General features: G+C 37.6%; 13 protein-coding genes, 5 tRNA genes and 2 pseudogenes. 11 read left to right on the forward strand and 9 right to left on the reverse strand.

Annotation, left to right across the window (positions count from 1 at the left end; all coding sequences use genetic code 11):
* Both H4J52_RS03950 and H4J52_RS03955 read left to right on the forward strand, forming a co-directional pair.
* Positions 1-421: pseudogene (locus tag H4J52_RS03950) on the forward strand (hypothetical protein); the annotation flags it as partial.
* 458 nt (positions 422-879) lie between these two features.
* Positions 880-1092, forward strand: a complete 213-nt coding sequence (locus H4J52_RS03955) for a hypothetical protein (protein WP_182177943.1) — start codon at positions 880-882, stop codon at positions 1090-1092.
* A 12-nt stretch (positions 1093-1104) separates the two neighbouring features.
* On the opposite strand, the gene uvrB is transcribed toward H4J52_RS03955, so the two are convergent.
* Positions 1105-3102, reverse strand: a complete 1998-nt coding sequence (gene uvrB / locus H4J52_RS03960) for an excinuclease ABC subunit UvrB (RefSeq protein WP_182177941.1) — start codon at positions 3100-3102, stop codon at positions 1105-1107.
* Positions 3102-4475 carry an MATE family efflux transporter gene (locus tag H4J52_RS03965; protein ID WP_182177939.1) on the reverse strand — a complete coding sequence of 458 codons (1374 nt, stop codon included), beginning with the start codon at positions 4473-4475 and terminating at the stop codon, positions 3102-3104. The genes uvrB and H4J52_RS03965 overlap by 1 nt, the downstream gene beginning before the upstream one ends.
* Positions 4476-5043: 568 nt before the next feature.
* Here H4J52_RS03965 and H4J52_RS03970 point away from each other — a divergent pair.
* The 6 genes from H4J52_RS03970 (at position 5044) to H4J52_RS03995 (ending at position 6292) form a co-directional block, all read left to right on the forward strand.
* A tRNA-Asn gene (locus H4J52_RS03970) sits at positions 5044-5119 on the forward strand.
* Between the two features lie 51 nt (positions 5120-5170).
* Positions 5171-5246 (forward strand) — tRNA-Asn (locus tag H4J52_RS03975).
* Between the two features lie 90 nt (positions 5247-5336).
* Positions 5337-5412 (forward strand) — tRNA-Asn (locus H4J52_RS03980).
* Positions 5413-5500: 88 nt separating this feature from the next.
* Positions 5501-5587: transfer RNA gene (locus H4J52_RS03985), tRNA-OTHER, on the forward strand.
* Positions 5588-5676: 89 nt separating this feature from the next.
* A tRNA-OTHER gene (locus H4J52_RS03990) sits at positions 5677-5763 on the forward strand.
* A 268-nt stretch (positions 5764-6031) separates the two neighbouring features.
* Entirely contained in the window at positions 6032-6292 is a 261-nt protein-coding gene (locus tag H4J52_RS03995) for a hypothetical protein (protein WP_182177937.1), read from the forward strand.
* A gap of 291 nt (positions 6293-6583) precedes the next feature.
* Here H4J52_RS03995 and H4J52_RS04000 read toward each other — a convergent pair whose 3' ends face one another.
* The 7 genes from H4J52_RS04000 to H4J52_RS04030 form a co-directional block, all read right to left on the reverse strand.
* Complete coding sequence (locus H4J52_RS04000; RefSeq protein WP_182223289.1) at positions 6584-7450, reverse strand: NAD(P)-dependent oxidoreductase; 867 nt, start codon at positions 7448-7450, stop codon at positions 6584-6586.
* 153 nt (positions 7451-7603) lie between these two features.
* Positions 7604-8080, reverse strand: coding sequence for a transcription elongation factor GreA (gene greA, locus H4J52_RS04005; protein WP_182177933.1), 477 nt, complete (start codon positions 8078-8080; stop codon positions 7604-7606).
* A gap of 120 nt (positions 8081-8200) precedes the next feature.
* The gene (carB, locus tag H4J52_RS04010) at positions 8201-11419 is read right to left on the reverse strand and encodes a carbamoyl-phosphate synthase large subunit (protein WP_182177931.1); all 3219 of its coding nucleotides are present in this window, start codon (positions 11417-11419) and stop codon (positions 8201-8203) included.
* Between the two features lie 32 nt (positions 11420-11451).
* The gene (gene carA / locus H4J52_RS04015) at positions 11452-12591 is read right to left on the reverse strand and encodes a glutamine-hydrolyzing carbamoyl-phosphate synthase small subunit (protein ID WP_182177923.1); all 1140 of its coding nucleotides are present in this window, start codon (positions 12589-12591) and stop codon (positions 11452-11454) included.
* 266 nt (positions 12592-12857) lie between these two features.
* Positions 12858-13661: a 4-hydroxy-tetrahydrodipicolinate reductase gene (dapB, locus tag H4J52_RS04020; RefSeq protein ID WP_182177916.1), complete on the reverse strand. Its 804-nt coding sequence runs from the start codon at positions 13659-13661 to the stop codon at positions 12858-12860.
* Positions 13662-13701: 40 nt separating this feature from the next.
* Positions 13702-14124, reverse strand: coding sequence for a hypothetical protein (locus H4J52_RS04025; RefSeq protein WP_182224248.1), 423 nt, complete (start codon positions 14122-14124; stop codon positions 13702-13704).
* A gap of 245 nt (positions 14125-14369) precedes the next feature.
* Positions 14370-14993 carry an FKBP-type peptidyl-prolyl cis-trans isomerase gene (locus tag H4J52_RS04030; RefSeq protein WP_182177914.1) on the reverse strand — a complete coding sequence of 208 codons (624 nt, stop codon included), beginning with the start codon at positions 14991-14993 and terminating at the stop codon, positions 14370-14372.
* Between the two features lie 206 nt (positions 14994-15199).
* Between H4J52_RS04030 and H4J52_RS04035 the strand changes: the two genes are divergently transcribed.
* From H4J52_RS04035 to H4J52_RS04050, 3 genes and pseudogenes are all read left to right on the forward strand, one after another.
* On the forward strand, positions 15200-16519 hold the full coding sequence (locus tag H4J52_RS04035; protein WP_182224249.1) for a Na+/H+ antiporter NhaC family protein: 1320 nt from the start codon (positions 15200-15202) through the stop codon (positions 16517-16519).
* Positions 16520-16898: 379 nt separating this feature from the next.
* Positions 16899-17908, forward strand: a pseudogene (locus tag H4J52_RS04045) (serine hydrolase domain-containing protein).
* On the forward strand, positions 17883-18164 hold the full coding sequence (locus H4J52_RS04050) for a hypothetical protein (RefSeq protein WP_182224251.1): 282 nt from the start codon (positions 17883-17885) through the stop codon (positions 18162-18164). The pseudogene H4J52_RS04045 and the gene H4J52_RS04050 overlap by 26 nt, the downstream one beginning before the upstream one ends.
* Positions 18165-18482 lie beyond the last annotated feature (318 nt).

Consider the following 18482-nt stretch of genomic DNA (forward strand, 5'->3'; position numbering starts at 1 on the left):
GCCGGTAGTTGAGACACCTGTAGTTGAAACACCTGTATTTGAAACTCCTGTAATTGAAACGCCGGTAGTTGAAACACCTGTGGTTGAAACGCCAACAACAGAAGTACAGCAAGATTTACCTTTTGACGAGCCTCAAGTAGTAGCACAAGTAACTGAAGATGCTATCGAAAAACCGAAGCGAGTTATATCGAGAAAACCAAGCCCGAAAATCAGTTCAAAAGCAGGTAAGGTTTCGAGTAAAGGCAGTAAGCCAGGTAAATCATCTTCACCGATGACTAAAACAGAAACGATTACGATGATCAATGAAATCCCTACTGACTTCGTTGCAAACGAAAATCGTAAGGAACATGCTTCATCAGGTAAGATGGCAATGGTATCTGATGCAGTTAGCCGCAGTGGTGCTGGTCCAACAAAACCGTAGATTTTATCAGTAAAGTATCATCTTTACCGATAGGTGAAACTAAAAAAGCCAGTCATTAGACTGGCTTTTTATTGGCTATAATTGACGTTTATCATTACTTTTATACAACCTATTAAACTTTAATCGGTAACAACCTTAAAAGTATTCTTTTCAAAAGCCCTAAATAATTGGCTATAGGGGTAAACATCAGCAAAAATTTACTTTAGCTTAGAGAGTACTTTCATATTATTCAGATAAATTTTAAATCCCCTAAAATATCAAGTGATTAGCACTAAAGTACAACCTCCTTATACAACGAAGCTTCTAACAAACAGTTTTAATTCCTAAAACATATAACCCTAACACTGACATGTTCTAAACTTAACTGATATAAGTCAAAGCTGATCTTGTGCTCAATCGAGGTTAAATTTACTAACAGTAAGAAGCATAAAGTCATTTAAGTTTCAGGGCGGAAATATATGAGTGTTATTTGGAAAAATCATGCAAATCGGCTAATAGACTTCGTTAATAACGATAACGAAGTTCAAGCACACCTTTATCTTGAACAGTTAATGCTATTCCCTTTAGATATTCAAGATAAGATAATTAATGACATTAGCCACTTGGCACATTGTAATTGTGAAGCCGTCTCAAACATCATCAATCAATATATGATGTTTGAGCTCAAATAACCAATGGATTTACTAACGAGATAATTGTTGCTCTCTTAATTTTGCAACTTCATCGCGTAAATTAGCAGCTTGTTCAAACTCTAGATTTTGAGCATGGCTAAGCATATCATTTTCAAGCTGTTTAATTTTTTTATCAATCTCTTTAATAGATAATACTTTATAATCTGTTGCTTGTTCAGCCACATTTAACAACGTATCACTTGAAGATACCGTACCATTGTGAAGTGCATCACTGATTTTGCTTATGACTCCCCGAGGGGTAATATTATTGTCAATATTGTATTGATGCTGCATCTCACGTCGACGTTCGGTTTCATCAATCGCTTTTTTCATTGAACCGGTAATTTTCGCCGCATACAAAATAGCACGGCCATTAATATTACGAGCAGCACGACCAATGGTTTGAATTAGGGAACGCTCTGAGCGTAAAAAACCTTCTTTATCAGCATCTAAAATCGCCACTAACGACACTTCAGGCATATCTAAACCTTCGCGTAGTAAGTTAATACCAACCAGGACATCAAACTTACCTAAACGAAAATCGCGAATAATTTCGACACGTTCAACAGTATCAATATCAGAGTGTAAATAGCGCGCTTTTACATTATGTTCATCTAAGTAATCAGTAAGATCTTCAGCCATCCTCTTGGTTAACGTAGTGGCTAAAACACGCTCTTGGATAGCAACACGTTTACGAATTTCAGACAATAAGTCATCAACTTGCGTTTCAACAGGACGAACTTCAATAATGGGATCGAGTAATCCTGTTGGACGTACAAGCTGCTGGGCAATATCATCACCTGACTTTTCAATTTCATAATTACTGGGTGTCGCTGAAACATAAATTGTTTGCGGGGCTAACGCTTCAAATTCATCAAACTTCATTGGCCGGTTATCGAGCGCGGAAGGTAAACGAAAACCATAATTCACTAAGTTTTCTTTACGTGAACGATCCCCTTTATACATCGCACCTATTTGCGGCACCGTCACATGAGATTCATCAATAATTAATAAGCCATCATCCGGTAAATAATCGAACAAAGTCGGTGGTGCTTCGCCTTCACCTCGACCTGACAAATATCGAGAATAATTTTCAATACCCGAGCAATAACCCAGCTCTGTCATCATTTCAATATCAAACTGCGTACGTTGCACGATACGCTGCTCTTCTACTAAGCGGTTATTTTCTTTGAGAAATGTTGAACGCTCTTTGAGTTCGATCTTTATTTTATCAATTGCTGATAATACTTTATCTCTTGGCGTTGCATAATGTGTTTTAGGATATACCGTTACTCTTTCTAAAGTACGGTCAACTTGTCCAGTCAGCGGATCAAACATTGACAAGCGTTCTATTTCTTCATCAAATAATTCAACACGTAACGCTAAACGGTCCGACTCTGCAGGAAATATATCAATAACATCGCCACGCACCCGATAAGTCGCTCGCTGAAAAGCAACATCGTTACGCTTATACTGTAATTCAGCGAGGCGGCGTAAAATATCGCGCTGATTAATAATATCGCCAACACTGATGTGTAACATCATTTTTAAGTACGAGTCAGGATCGCCCAAACCATAAATAGCAGAAACTGAAGCAATAATAATAACGTCCCGGCGCTCAAGTAGTGCCTTAGTGGCCGACAAACGCATTTGCTCGATATGTTCGTTAACAGAAGCATCTTTCTCTATAAAAGTATCGGTTGTAGGCACATAGGCTTCTGGCTGGTAGTAATCATAATAAGAAACAAAGTATTCCACCGCGTTGTTTGGAAAGAACTCCTTCATTTCGCTATAAAGTTGAGCTGCGAGGGTTTTATTAGGCGCAATCATCATCGTTGGACGATTTGACGTGGCAACAATATTAGCAATCGTGAAGGTCTTTCCTGAGCCAGTCACACCTAAGAGTGTTTGATGTGCTAAACCACTTCCAAGGCCTTCAAGTAATTGTTTAATGGCAGCAGGCTGATCACCATTGGGTGTATAATCTGACTTTAAGTCCATGGTTTTCATTATGATACTTCCTTTGCTTCAGCAAACTCACGTGAAAATTGTTTATTAAATAAACGGTAAGAAATCATCGCCATAATAAGATTACCAAGAAATCCACCAATAAAAAAACCTTCCAACCCATAATAAACACTGCCGAAATAGGCGAGAGGTACGTAACAGATAAAGAGTCGAACAGCACTAAGCATTAATGCCACCATCGGTTTATGCAGTGCATTAAATGAAGAGTTAGTTAAAATAATAACTCCCTGTAATCCATAGCCTAATGGCAATATCCACATAAATAAAATAATAATATCAGCTACGGCTTGTTCTTTCGAGAAAATATCAGCGATAAAAGGAGCAATTAACACAAGTAAAAAATAGATAAGTAACTGCCATATCAAGACAAACTTTATTGATGCTTTATAACTTTTTTCAACACGGTGCATATTACCTGCACCAAAATTTTGACTGATAAAAGGAGGTAGCGTCATAGACATAGCCAAAACGACTAAACAGGCTATCGATTCAATACGAGAGCCAACACCAAAGGCAGCAACTGCTGACTCACCATAGTTAGCCACAATCGCCGTTAAAACAGCAGCAGCTAGTGGAGTAAGCATATTAGCACCCGCTGCGGGTAAACCTATGTGTAAAATACCTTTACTTGAAGCAATAAATGTCTTTAATGGTAAAAGTTTAGTATGAATTAATTGACGCTTTACACCAACAATGTATAAAACCAATAATAATCCAAAAATCCAAGAAATTAATGTCGCTATTGCAGCACCTTTTATTCCCATCGCTGGGATAGGTCCTAACCCAAAAATAAAAATAGGGTCTAATATCGCATTAATTAAACCAGCGCTGCCCATGATTACACTAGGTGTTTTAGTATCACCAGAAGCCCTTAAAATTGAATTACCTATCATCGGGCCAATTAAACAAATACTGCCGATAAACCAAATATCCATGTATTCATGAATAAGTGGTAATAAGGCTTCACTCGCCCCTAATAATAAAAAAATTTCATCAATAAAGTAAAAACCTGCTAAAGATAAGAGGCCAACAATGATTGCAGCTAAATATATAGCAGCGGTACCTGAATTTTTTGCTGACTCATCACTGCCCCTCCCCAACGCTTTAGCAATAACTGCTGACGTGCCAATACCTAGGCCAATCGTTAGACTGATGACAGTAAAAGTAATCGGAAAGGTAAAGCTAATAGCGGCTAAAGGCTGTGTACCAAGTAAGCCAACAAAAAAAGTATCAACTAAATTAAAGGTCATTAATAAAACCATACCGTAGATCATGGGAATGGTCATGCGTTTAATCGTATCTGCAACGGGGTCTTCAAGTAAGTTGATTTTCTTAGTTTTATTTTTTTCGGTCATTTAAAGGTAGCTTTTGCTTGTCTTTGCAGGAAAATACCAAAGTATTGTAAAAGATAGTGATAAGACTCGCTATGTATATATTTTATTTCAACTTCATTTTAATTTTTTATATAAATTTAATGTTAAAAAAAATAAATAATAACGTTGAAATATCTTTACTTTTGTATAATCCACAGCAAATGGGTATAAAAACTGACGTTGCACAAAAATCACACTAAGAGAGTAAAACCGACAACAAAAAAAGCTAATGCATTGTTATAAAAGAATAAAGATAAAAATCCATTATATCCCTGTTTAGCTGTAACGTGCATTCTTCACCCTAGTTACGCTTTTTTACACTTTAACTCACAAAGTTATCCACAGATTCCGTGGATAACTTTGTGCAATAGTCACTTACAAATCTAAAGAGCAAAAATAGCACTGAATTTGAAGATAAAGCAGACTTAGTGTCGACAAAACAAGCAAACAAACAAAATAATGATTTTTTTCTACATTTTGTGTTGACAGTTCACCCACGGACATTTAATATCTCGCCCCGTTAGCCAAGACCCTTGGCAAACAAAACAATTCCTCAATAGCTCAGTTGGTAGAGCAACGGACTGTTAATCCGTTTGTCCCTGGTTCAAGTCCAGGTTGAGGAGCCAAATTATAGTAATGGCTTTATAGTATTTTAAAGCGGTTACATGAAGAACAATTCCTCAATAGCTCAGTTGGTAGAGCAACGGACTGTTAATCCGTTTGTCCCTGGTTCAAGTCCAGGTTGAGGAGCCATATTGAAAAGCCTGCAAGTATTTGCAGGCTTTTTTATTAATTTAAATTACTATACTTCACTTGATTTATAGTGATGATTGAAAGCACAATTCCTCAATAGCTCAGTTGGTAGAGCAACGGACTGTTAATCCGTTTGTCCCTGGTTCAAGTCCAGGTTGAGGAGCCACATAAGATAAGCCTGCAAATATTTGCAGGCTTTTTTTTTCTGAATAACGATACTTCAATTAATTTATTGTAATGACTTAAAGCACAATTTTTCAATAGCTCCGTTGGTAGAGCAACGGACTGTGCTTAAATAAAACGAGCGTTTGTCCCTGGTTCAAGTCCAGGTTGAGGAGCCACATAAGATAAGCCTGCAAATATTTGCAGGCTTTTTTTGTTCTGAATAACGATACTTCAATTAATTTATTGTAATGACTTAAAGCACAATTTTTCAATAGCTCCGTTGGTAGAGCAACGGACTGTGCTTAAATAAAAAGAGCGTTTGCCCCTGGTTCAAGTCCAGGTTGAGGAGCCACATAAGATAAGCCTGCAAATGTTTGCAGGCTTTTTTTTAATCTGAAAATTTGTAAACCTCGATTATATGACAAAAACGTAACAGCAAAAATACTCGCGAGCCTACTTATAAAAGTAAGGTTAACCACTTATTACTTAACTTGTATTTACCTTCACTTCCAATAAAGTACACAACCCACACAATAAATTAAAATAAATTCAGATAATGTGTAAGTTTTTAACTCCTAAGGTTACTAACTAAACATAACTTCTATAAAAACGAGAACACAATGAACAATACTTCAGCTAAAAACACTAAATTTAATAAACAACCAACTGGCAGTAAAACACTAGGCTTTTTAAAAGCTCTAGCCTTTTACGCTATTTCTTATACATTTTGGATTTTGCTATTTGTAATGAATGACGGACCTGGTGGCGTAGAGTCTCAACATTTAGTCGTAATAGGTATCGCTCACACCATATTGATCTTTATTCATGGCATATCAGCTTTTGACCCCAAAGGCTCTGCAAGCAAAGAACTTCATCACTAACTCTACACTTAAGTTAGACAGAACTGTTTGAACCACCTGTGTAACGCATATTTCAAGTTATCGGTTTAAGCTGACATCATGTATAAGGGCATAGATAAGAGTGAAAGAAAGACTAACTATTGGCCGGGTAATCATAAAAAAATTAAACAAGAACATTAAAAATTAAAACCATCAGTATTACAAAATTGCTTTGAGCAATTACCTTTTCGGTTTGTTTATCTAAGGTAAAATTTTAAATTATTGTTAACTAAATAAACAAACCAATGACATACGGGTTTTATTTAAAACCGCTTAATCATCTAAGCGGGTAATCAAACTAGAAGTATCCCAACGATTACCGCCTTTTTTCTGAACCGTTTCATAGTAACCGTCTAATTGTTTTGTAACCGTTAAGTCAGCTCCAATCTTTTCAGCTTCACTAAACGCCATGGCTAAATCTTTTCTGACCCAGTCAACCGCAAAACCAAAATCAAACTCTCGAGCACACATTGTTTTACCACGATTATCCATTTGCCAAGAGCCCGCAGCACCTTTTGAAATGGTTTCGATTAACTTGTCAGTATCTAAGCCCGCCTTTTGAGCGAAATTCAATCCTTCAGCTAAACCCTGTACGGTATTAACAAAACAAATTTGATTCACCATTTTAGCTAACTGCCCAGAGCCAACTTTACCCATTAATTGGCTAAAGCGTGCATAAGTATCTATTACCGGTTTTATTTGTTCAAAAATATTAAGTTCACCGCCAGCCATAATCGTTAAGACACCATTTTCAGCGCCAGCTTGGCCTCCCGATACAGGTGCATCAATAAAGTGCTTATTTTGTAATTTAGCAAGTGAATCAAGATCTCTTGCCAGCTCTGCTGAAGCGGTAGTGTGGTCAACTAAAATAGCACCGATAGCTAAGCCCGAAAATATGCCATCGTCGCCTAAAACAACTTGTCTTACATCGTTGTCATTCCCTACACATGAAAAGACAATCTCGCAGCCTTCTGCGGCTTCTCTTGGGGTATTAGCTAAACAACCACCAAATTCCTTTACCCATTTTTCTGCCTTTGCTGTTGTGCGGTTATATACACAAACATCAAAACCTGCATTTTTCAAATGCCCGGCCATAGGATAGCCCATTACGCCTAAACCAATAAATGCTACTTTTTTCATATTATCTCCATGATAGGTTAAGTAAACGAATACATCTGATTGTTCAGTAAATGCTACAAAAGTTTATAAAATACGTAGCATGAATTCATGTCAAAAAAAAAGCCTATTACTTACATAATGGGCTCTTAATATTTTTAACACATACATTAATAGTTAAATATAGTCGACTGATACAATCTCATATTCAACAACACCGCCGGGTATAGTAATTTCTACTTCAGAATCAACTTCTTTACCAATTAAACCACGTGCAATAGGTGAGTTTAATGATATACGCCCTGTTTTAAAGTCAGCTTCATCGTCGCCAACAATTTTATAAGTGACTTCCACTTCGGTATCGATGTTTAATAAGGTAACGGTTGTACCAAAAATCACTTTGCCATGATTGGGTATTTTAGTTATGTCGATAACCTGAGCATTACAAAGCCTTCCTTCAATATCTTGAATTCGTCCTTCACAAAAGCCCTGCTCTTCTTTTGCTGCATGATATTCTGCATTTTCTTTTAAATCACCATGCTCTCGGGCAACCGCAATATCTTTTACAATGCGAGGGCGTTTTTCTGTTTTTAAAACTCTAAGCTCTTCTTTTAGCTGTTCAGCACCAAGAAGTGTCATTGGATATTTTGTCATTTTTCTCTTCTTTTTCAAATGATAAAGGTGGCTTACTTAAAAAGTATAACCACCCTTATATAATATATTTTTAATAAGGTATTTACTTAATGGTAAGCAAACCCCCTACATAGTTCGTTATTAACTACATTGTTTATGCAGTTCTTGTATCGATGTTACCGTATTTCTGTCGTCAGCGGAATGAGATTGGCATGTAGCAAATGCTGCATTCAAGGTCGTAGTATATTCCACCTTATAGCGCAATGCTCCTCCACGCAAGACTTTAGAATCTTCAATCGCTTTGCGACCTTCTGTGGTGTTAATAATATAACTATACTCACCATTTTTGATTCTATCAAGAATATGCGGTCGCCCCTCTTGAACTTTATTTACAAGACGGCATGGTATATTAGCTTCACCCAATATTATCGCTGTTCCATGAGTCGCATCAACATCATACCCTAAAGCAACCAACTGTTTCGCTAATTCAACAACACGTACTTTATCACTATTACGAACAGAGATTAACGCACGACCTGATTTAGGTACTGAAACACCGGCACCCAAACAAGCTTTTGCGTACGCTTCTTCAAATGTCTTGCCAACGCCCATCACTTCACCCGTAGAGCGCATTTCTGGTCCTACTAATGGATCACTGCCATGAAACTTGTTAAACGGAATAACAACTTCTTTCACAGAGAAATAAGGTGGAATAATTTCTTTCGTTATACCTTGCTCTTTCAATGACTTTCCTGCCATAACACGTGCACCTATTTTAGCTAAAGGAACAGAAGTCGCTTTAGATACAAAAGGAATAGTACGTGCAGCACGAGGGTTTACTTCAATAATGTAAACTTCGTTATCTTTTACCGCCATCTGGGTATTCATCAAGCCAACAACACCTAGCTCAAAAGCTAAATCAGTGACTTGTTTGCGCATAACATCTTGAACTTCTTGGCTTAAGCTATAAGCAGGCAATGAACATGCTGAATCGCCTGAGTGAACACCTGCTTGTTCAATATGTTGCATAATTCCGCCAACAACCACATCGGTACCGTCACAAATAACGTCAATATCAACTTCAATCGCATCATCAAGGAAATGGTCAAGTAATACTGGCGAGTCATTTGAAACGCTAACCGCTTCGGTCATATAACGACGTAAATCGTCTAGGTCATAAACAATTTCCATTGCACGGCCACCTAGAACATAAGACGGACGAACAACTAATGGGAAACCAATCGCTTCGGCTTTCGCCATTGCTTCTTCGATTGACGTAACAGTAGCATTTTCAGGTTGCAATAAACCTAAACGTTCAACGGCTTGTTGGAAGCGTTCTCGGTCTTCTGCTCTGTCGATAGCATCAGGAGACGTACCAATAATTGGCACACCGGCAGCTTCTAAGGCACGCGCTAATTTAAGAGGCGTTTGACCGCCATATTGCACAATGACGCCTTTAGGCTTTTCAATACGAACAATCTCAAGTACATCTTCGAAAGTGATTGATTCAAAATATAAACGATCAGATGTGTCGTAATCGGTTGAAACCGTTTCAGGATTACAGTTCACCATAATTGTTTCATAACCGTCTTCGCGGAGTGCTAATGCAGCATGAACACAACAGTAATCAAATTCAATTCCCTGACCAATACGGTTTGGACCGCCACCTAAGATCATAATTGATTCTTTATCGGTTGGGTTTGCTTCACACTCTTCATCATAAGTTGAATACATGTAAGCTGTATCAGAACTAAATTCAGCGGCGCAGGTATCAACACGTTTATAAACGGGGAAGATATTAGCGTTATGGCGTTTTTTACGCACTTCAGCTTCAGCGATACCAATTAAATCAGCAAGGCGAGAATCAGCAAAACCTTTGCGCTTAAGCTTGCGTAAATAATCGGCTGTTAATATTTTTAAACCGCCTTCAGCAACTTTTGCTTCTTCTAAAACGATATCTTCAATTTGAATAAGGAACCAACGGTCAATCATGGTTAAACGGTAAATATCATCAACTGTTAACCCTAAACGGAACGCATCAGCAATATACCAGATACGGTCAGAACCCGCTTCTTGAAGCTCGTGCATAATTTTAGTTTTAGCGCCAGGTTGTGTTACATCAACCATAGAGTCAAAACCATTGACGCCAACTTCTAAGCCACGTAATGCTTTTTGTAAGGATTCTTGTTGGTTACGGCCAATTGCCATTACTTCGCCAACAGATTTCATTTGCGTGGTTAAACGGTCTTCACAACCCGCAAATTTTTCAAAGTTAAAACGTGGGATTTTAGTAACAACATAATCGATAGTTGGCTCAAATGACGCGGGTGTTGCGCCACCGGTGATATCGTTAGTTAATTCGTCAAGCGTATAACCTACTGCTAATTTTGCAGCGATTTTTGCTATCGGAAAACCTGTTGCTTTGGAAGCTAATGCCGATGAACGAGAAACACGTGGATTCATCTCAATGATAACCATACGGCCAGTCTTAGGACAAATACCAAATTGTACGTTTGACCCCCCAGTTTCAACACCGATTTCACGTAAAACTGCAATCGAGGCATTACGCATAATCTGGTATTCTTTGTCTGTTAACGTTTGCGCAGGAGCAACCGTTATAGAATCACCGGTATGAATACCCATAGGGTCAAAGTTTTCAATCGAACAGATAATAATACAATTATCATTTTTGTCACGAACCACTTCCATTTCATATTCTTTCCAACCGATTAATGATTCATCAATCAATAATTCTGAGGTTGGAGAAAGATCTAAACCGCGCGTACAAATTTCATGGAATTCTTCGCGGTTATAAGCAATACCGCCACCACTACCACCCATCGTAAATGAAGGACGAATAATACAAGGAAAACCTAGAACTTTACTGGCTGCATGCGCTTCTTCAATCGTATGCACAATTTCGGCATTGGGGGTATCTAAGCCAATCGCTTTCATTGCTTTGTCAAAGCGGGATCTATCTTCTGCTTTATCAATCGCATCAGCGGTTGCGCCGATCATCTCAACATTGAATTCTTTTAGTACGCCTTTTGCTTCAAGTTCTAAAGCACAGTTTAAAGCGGTTTGACCACCCATTGTCGGTAAAACCGCACAAGGACGTTCTTTTTCAATAATTTTACGCACAACTTCCCAGTGAATAGGCTCGATATAAGTTGCATCAGCCATTTCTGGATCAGTCATAATTGTAGCTGGATTTGAGTTAACTAATATAACTCGATAACCTTCTTCACGAAGTGCTTTACAGGCTTGTGCACCTGAATAATCAAATTCACAGGCTTGACCAATAACGATTGGACCCGCGCCTAAAATCAAGATACTTTTTAAATCAGTACGTTTTCCCATTTTTTAATTCTCTCTTATATCTTGTTGAAGGGCTAAGCTTTTTTATCGTTCATTAGATCGATGAAGTGATCAAATAATGGTGCAGCATCTGCAGGCCCAGGGCTTGCTTCTGGGTGACCTTGAAAACTAAAGGCTGGCTTGTCTGTGCGATGAATACCTTGAATTGACTGATCAAATAACGAGACGTGCGTGACTTTCAAATTCGCGGGCATTTTGTTTGCATCAATCGCAAAACCATGATTCTGCGCAGTTATCATAACAACATTGCGTGCGAAGTCTTTAACTGGATGGTTGCCACCATGATGACCAAATTTCATTTTTACGGTACCCGCGCCACTGGCTAAGCCAAGGAGTTGATGACCCAAACAAATGCCAAAAATTGGGGTGTCTGTTTCTAAAAATGTCTTGATTGCGGAAATGGCGTAATCACAGGGTTCTGGATCACCAGGTCCATTTGATAAAAATATACCATCGGGATTCATAGCAAGAACATCACTAGCAGGTGTTTGTGCTGGTACGACTGTTACTTTACAACCGCGGTCGACTAACATACGCAAAATATTACGTTTGGCACCAAAATCGTAGGCAACTACGTGAAACTGTGAATTTTCAGGAGTAATATGACCTTTACCTAATTCCCAGCTACCTTCTGTCCATTGATATTGCTCTTTCGTTGAAACAACTTTTGCTAAATCCATACCTTTAAGGCCTGGAAAAGCTTTAGCTTGAGCTAAAGCCTCTTTTTCTAAGGCCTCAGACATTGTATCAACAGTCATGATGCAACCGTTTTGAGCACCTTTTTCACGAAGAATACGCGTTAATTTACGCGTATCAATATCTGCAATCCCTAAAACATTACGTGCTTTTAGGTAGTCGCTTAAATTCTGTTCATTTCGAAAATTACTCGCTAATAGCGGTAAGTCACGAATAACTAAACCTTTAGCCCAAATAGTGTTTGATTCTTCATCTTCACTATTGGTACCTGTATTACCGATATGCGGGTACGTTAGGGTAATAATTTGCTCTGCATATGATGGGTCGGTAAGAATTTCTTGGTAACCGGTCATTGAAGTATTGAATACTACTTCACCAACAGCCGCTCCGTCTGCACCAATAGCGGTGCCTTTAAATACAGTGCCGTCTTCAAGCACTAAAATGGCAGATTTAGTCAATTTAACCTCCGTAAAGAAGAAAGAAGCTTAACGATGCAACTAAAAAACATCATTAAGTACAATTACGTGTCGGCTGTTTCCTCTAGAAACACCCATAAAAAATGCCAAAAATTTCGTTATTACTAACAGAACCACTAAATTTTTGACAAAATCCACTTATTTTACGCTTGTATCACATATTCGTCTAGCGATAATTGTAAAAACTAAGCGTTTAATTGAATATTCAGTTAAAACAGCCAAAAGTAACTGTTTTCCTTAAAATTTTATTATTTTAAGCCTAAAACATCCTGCATATCATAAAAGCCATTATCTGCTTCACTTAACCAGAATGCGGCTCTCATAGCACCTAGAGCGAAAGTCATTCTTGAACTAGCACGATGGGTGATTTCTAACCGTTCACCAATATCTGCAAAAAAGGCGGTATGCTCACCAACAATGTCTCCTGCTCGCACAGTGGCAAAACCAATGGTTTCTTTATCGCGCTCACCAGTAATACCTTCACGGCCATAAACAGCCACTTTATTTAAGTCTCTACCTAGAGTATTTGCTATGACTTGCCCCATTTTTACGGCTGTACCAGACGGAGCGTCTTTCTTAAATCTATGATGTGCTTCAAATATTTCTATATCAGTATAGTCACCAATTGCTTTTGCGGTAACTTCTAGTAGTTTAAACATTAAATTAACGCCGACGCTGGTATTGGGTGCCAAAATAACAGGCATACTTTTTCCTGCTTCTTCAATAATGTTAACTTGTTCATCACTAAACCCCGTAGTACCAATAACGAGTGCTTTATGATGTTGTTGACACCATTTTATATTCTCTAACGTTGTTTCAATGGATGTAAAATCAATAAAAACATCAGCATTTATTAAGTCGTTTAAGTTTGTTGATGTTTTTTGGCCAATAGCGCCAATACCGGCGAGTTCGCCTAAATCAAAATGAGCAAACGATGATAATTCTCGTACGCTGCCACCCACAAGTTCAATAGATTGGTGCTCAACGGCAGCTTGAATTAAGTTACGCCCCATGCGGCCGCTACATCCTAAGATGGCTACTTTTACTTTCATTTTAAATCTCTATAAATTTATATTTTGATACAAGTCACTTTTAACGTACCAACACTAATGGTATTGCTAACTCAACACTGTTGGTTAAGTCGTGTGAAACAACACTGACTATTTTAAAGGCTTCGGCTATCTTAACAATATGAAAAAAAGCGGTAAAGTCAGCATAGATTTCATCATCGTTATCAATAAAAGCCCAATCAATACAAATATCGACGGATCCGTTAGCTGATTGATTATAGCTTGCAATTGTAGGGACTATTTTTTGTGTATTTGCGTGCTTTAATACCGTAAAAATATTTTCAAATTCTTGATTGAATGTTTCACTGTCCACTAAATAAGCAATTTTATCGGGGGTATGTAATGTACAAGGTAAATGGTAACAAGCACGTGCAGCAGCTAAATTACAATCTTCAAAGGCAGAAATATAATCTTTAAATAATTTGATCAGTGCTCGCTCTAACATGCGTTCCTACTTTTATGACGTTGTTAAGGTTAAATATCTATTGGCTTATATTAGTTATGTTTGCAGGGTATTCAACATTCATTACTATTACGATAAAGACTCCTGCGTTACTTTTTGCATCCATATAGTCAACGCACCACGATATTGCTGGCAAGGACGGTGGTACTTAACTTTTGTCTGCAACTAAAGCTGACCAAGTATCCCGCCCATAAAAAAGCCCTCAACGGAGGGCTTTAAAAAACGAATTAGCTAACAATGGCTAATAACTCAACATCAAATACCAATGTTGAGTATGGTGGTATAGCACCTTGTGAGCCTTGCTCACCGTAAGCTAAATGGTAAGGTACGTATAAACGCCACTTAGAACCTTCAGCCATTATCTGTAAAGCTTCTGTCCAACCAGGAATAACGCCACCTACTGGAAATTCAGCAGGTTGGCCACGGTCTACAGAACTATCAAAAATGTCGCCATTAATAAAAGTACCGTGATAATGAACACGAACCATACTTGCGGCTGTTGGCTTTTCGCCTTCACCCGTTGCTAATACTTCATATTGAAGACCAGACTCAGTAACCGTTACTTCATCACGCTTAGCATTTTCAATTAAGTATGCTTCGCCTTCAGCTGATTTTTCTTTAGCTGCAGCTTGTTCTAACTCTTGCATTTTTTTCGAAACAACTGAAAACGCAGCATTTAAATCTTCGTCTGATACTTGGCTTGCTGAATTAGCAATAGCATCAGCTAAACCCGCTTGTACAGCAGATACGTCAAATTCTTTGAAAGGGTTATTACGTAGTTGATCACCTAATTGACGACCTACACCGTAACTTACGCGTTGCTCAATAGTTTCAAATGTATTTTCTGACATGATATTCCTTATGTTTTCACCGACACAGTTATTGTGCAAAATGGCGATTAGATAAAAATTCGCGCAAGGATAACATAAAGTGGTGCTGGTCTGTAGCCTGAACTTAATACATTTTTTAATTTCCAGTTATGTCGCTATTTTTTATCGTTTTGCTATCAGTAAACTTTACGATAGACTAGCGTTAACTTAATGTTAAAGATAATTTTATGAATACAGAAGTCGTGACAACTCCCCCTAAAAAACGTTTAGTTAGTCTATTACCTTTTGCTGTTTTTCTGGGCTTATTCCTCGGTACCGGTATTGTACTGACACTACAAGGCGTTGAGTTTGCTTTTTATCAACTCCCTGCCAGTATCGCCATTATTCCTGCAATCTTAGTTGCTATATACCTAGGAAAAGACAGTATTAATGATCAAGTTAGCCAATTCATTTCGGGGGCTGGTCATGCAAATATTATTACGATGTGTGTAATTTATTTACTCGCAGGGGCTTTCGCTACGGTTGCCAAGACAACGGGGAGTGTTGATGCCAGCGTTCAATTAGGTTTGTCATTTTTCCCTGACTATTTACTATTGCCTGGTTTATTTTTAGTGGCTGCTTTTTTAGCAACAGCCATGGGGACCTCTATGGGAACTATTGCCGCTATTGCTCCGGTTGCACTTGGGTTCATCGAGTCTGCTAATTTAGATGCTTCAATTGTTGCTGGTTGCATTATCTCTGGTGCTATTTTTGGAGATAACTTGTCAATAATCTCTGACACCACCATAGCCTCAACACGGAGTCAGGGGGCACATATGAAAGATAAGTTTAAGGTTAACTTTAAATTTGCCGTACCTGCTGCACTTTTATGTTTGCTTATTTATGCCTCGATGGGGGTAAGTATTCCACACGAGCAGGTTCAAGATATTAATGTGCTTGGTTTACTGCCTTATTTGGTCATTTTAACGCTAGCTTTAATGGGCATTAATGTCTTTGTGGTTTTAATTGTTGGTATTATTTTCGCGGCAGCAATAGGCATGTATGATAACGGTTACCAATTGTCCAAATGGATAAGCGATATAAATGCAGGTTTTGGCAGCATGCAAGACATTTTCATTCTGTCGCTGTTTATTGGTGGTTTAAGTGAATTGATAAAGCGCCAAGGGGGCTTAGCCGCCCTAACCCATAGTATTGAAAATTTTGCGCGTAAACTTAACCCTAACAATAAAAAACGAGCGGCAGGTTTTGGTATAGCTTCATTAGCTTTTGCCTGTAATTTTTTCACCGCAAACAATACAGTATCCATTATTGTCACAGGTGAAACGGCGAAAGAGCTTGCTGATGATGGTGGTGTTAGCCCTGCTCACTCTGCCAGTTTATTAGATATCTACGCCTGTATTAACCAAGGTTTACTACCTTATGGTGCTCAAGCTTTACTATTAGGCGCTACTTTGAAAATATCACCTATAGAAGTCGTATCAAGCGCTTTTTATCCAATGATTTTACTCGTTGTTGCGAGCATTGCTTTTTGGCGAATTACTCGATAATTTTATTACCCTCCTGTTTTTCGGTGCTTATTTTTTATAATGAGCACGTTATCACTTTCCCTCTACAATCTTTAATAATGAATTACTCTCCATATCAAAGTAATTCATACCCCACCACTCACCTGTATGTTTTATGAGCGTCACTTGCGGAAAATATAGGCTTAATGTATAACACCAAAAACATACGAAAAAAGTTGTAAACAAAGTCAAATTAAAATCTAAATAAAAAATATAATAGACAAGGAAAACGAGTAAATGACAATGTCAAAAATCATTTTACCTATCGCTTTAGCCTGTAGCTTTTATTAACACCTTTGCTGAATCATCAAAGCCCGAAGTTCAAAAAATAGACCGCATTATCAATAAAGCATATCAGCTTATGGACTTTAACAGATCTGTGACCATCGCTAATGCTAAAGGTGTGATTTACCAAAATGCACTTGGTTTTGCTGATCAAAACAAAAAAATTAAATTAACAACAGACCACCTTTTAAGTATGGGCTCAATTTCGAAGGAATTTTCCACTGTTGCTTTAATCATGCTTGAGAAAGGAGGAAAAGTTCACGGCAACGATAAAGTAAGTATATATTTAACGAACTTGCCTACATGGGGAAAGACATCTCCATAGAACAACTCTTATCGCATACAAGTGGTTTACCTCAAATAGAATGGAGCCTAAATCTAGATACTACTGCAGTTGTAAAACAATTGATGTCGATAAAGACTTTAGCAGTAACACCCGGTACTGATTATTTATATGGGAACTTAAATGTTTTATTACGTGCTGGGGTTATTGAAAAAATAACAAGTCAGCCATTCACTACTTTTGTAAAAGAAAAGTTATTTATACCAGCCAAAATGACAAGTACCTTCAACAAAGTAGATCTTAATGATGTTCGTCCATCTGTTGTTGGTGATTATACATCAGCTATATTAAGTATCTCCTATTTCACCACCCCTGACGATTTATACCTTTGGGGAAAAGCATTAATGAATAATCAATTTATTAATAAAGCTTCAATGCAAAGGGCTTTAAGACCTCATACGTTATCAGGTATGTCTTCACGCGCATATTTTGATTTAGGGAATTTCATGAAGAATGATAAAGGCGAGATGACTTTATTGTTAAACGATGGCAGTAACCCTGATCACCATGCAATTAAAGCAAATCATCTAGATAAAGAGTCGATCATGATTTTAATGTCTAGCGACAGACGAAAAGTGACACTGTTTGAACTGAATGATTACATCGCTGATCTCGAACAATACAATAATAATGAAATTCCAGCCTCTTGGTGGCTCAGTAATGAAATAAAAAAGTCAAATTTTATTGAAGCATTCGGCAAATTCAAAACAACGATTAATGAGAGAAAATTATTTAATTGTTAGTGAAGATGCCATAAATAAATTGGATAACGCAATTGAAGTGATGAAGTTAAATACTGAGCTTTATCCTAATTCAGCTAATACTTATGATACTTATGATACTTATGATAGTTATGCTGAGTTACTTGATCACACTAAACAATACAAAAAAGCGTTGCCTGTTATCCAAAAAGGATTAAAGCTGGAAAATAAAAAGAGCAATACTAAATTAATCAAATTTTTGAATGGGCATTTAATAACAGTAAATAAAAACCTATAACAGACTATTTCATTAAAAAATAAACACCCAATAATCTTTATAAGAAAGAGTTATTGAAAAACCTACAGATAGATTATCTGCTGATCTGTGTCAATGCCACTTTTCAGGTGCTTAAAGTTGAATCCGCTAATTCGCCGAAACGAATACAGCGACAATACCTAAGCCGAATATTGGGCATTTATCATTACAGGAAGTGTCAAAGTCCGCTGATGATCAAACTACGATTTATCGTAATTACGCTCTGCTTCCCAATAATTTGGCCCCCCATAAATGACAAGAAAATTTTTCTCTGTTATAAAATCGTTCTACAATGAAATA

The organism is Colwellia sp. MB02u-14, assembly GCF_014076915.1.
In the GTDB taxonomy this organism is placed as follows: domain Bacteria; phylum Pseudomonadota; class Gammaproteobacteria; order Enterobacterales; family Alteromonadaceae; genus Colwellia_A.

Coding starts and splice junctions, on each gene's coding strand:
- carB (WP_182177931.1), bottom strand. CDS start 11,419: ATGGGAAAACGTACTGATTTAAAAAGTATCTTGATTTTAGGCGCGGGT.
- uvrB (WP_182177941.1), bottom strand. CDS start 3,102: ATGAAAACCATGGACTTAAAGTCAGATTATACACCCAATGGTGATCAG.
- H4J52_RS03955 (WP_182177943.1), top strand. CDS start 880: ATGAGTGTTATTTGGAAAAATCATGCAAATCGGCTAATAGACTTCGTT.
- greA (WP_182177933.1), bottom strand. CDS start 8,080: ATGACAAAATATCCAATGACACTTCTTGGTGCTGAACAGCTAAAAGAA.
- dapB (WP_182177916.1), bottom strand. CDS start 13,661: ATGAAAGTAAAAGTAGCCATCTTAGGATGTAGCGGCCGCATGGGGCGT.
- H4J52_RS04050 (WP_182224251.1), top strand. CDS start 17,883: ATGAGAGAAAATTATTTAATTGTTAGTGAAGATGCCATAAATAAATTG.
- H4J52_RS03995 (WP_182177937.1), top strand. CDS start 6,032: ATGAACAATACTTCAGCTAAAAACACTAAATTTAATAAACAACCAACT.
- H4J52_RS04035 (WP_182224249.1), top strand. CDS start 15,200: ATGAATACAGAAGTCGTGACAACTCCCCCTAAAAAACGTTTAGTTAGT.
- H4J52_RS04000 (WP_182223289.1), bottom strand. CDS start 7,450: ATGAAAAAAGTAGCATTTATTGGTTTAGGCGTAATGGGCTATCCTATG.
- H4J52_RS04025 (WP_182224248.1), bottom strand. CDS start 14,124: ATGTTAGAGCGAGCACTGATCAAATTATTTAAAGATTATATTTCTGCC.
- H4J52_RS04030 (WP_182177914.1), bottom strand. CDS start 14,993: ATGTCAGAAAATACATTTGAAACTATTGAGCAACGCGTAAGTTACGGT.
- H4J52_RS03965 (WP_182177939.1), bottom strand. CDS start 4,475: ATGACCGAAAAAAATAAAACTAAGAAAATCAACTTACTTGAAGACCCC.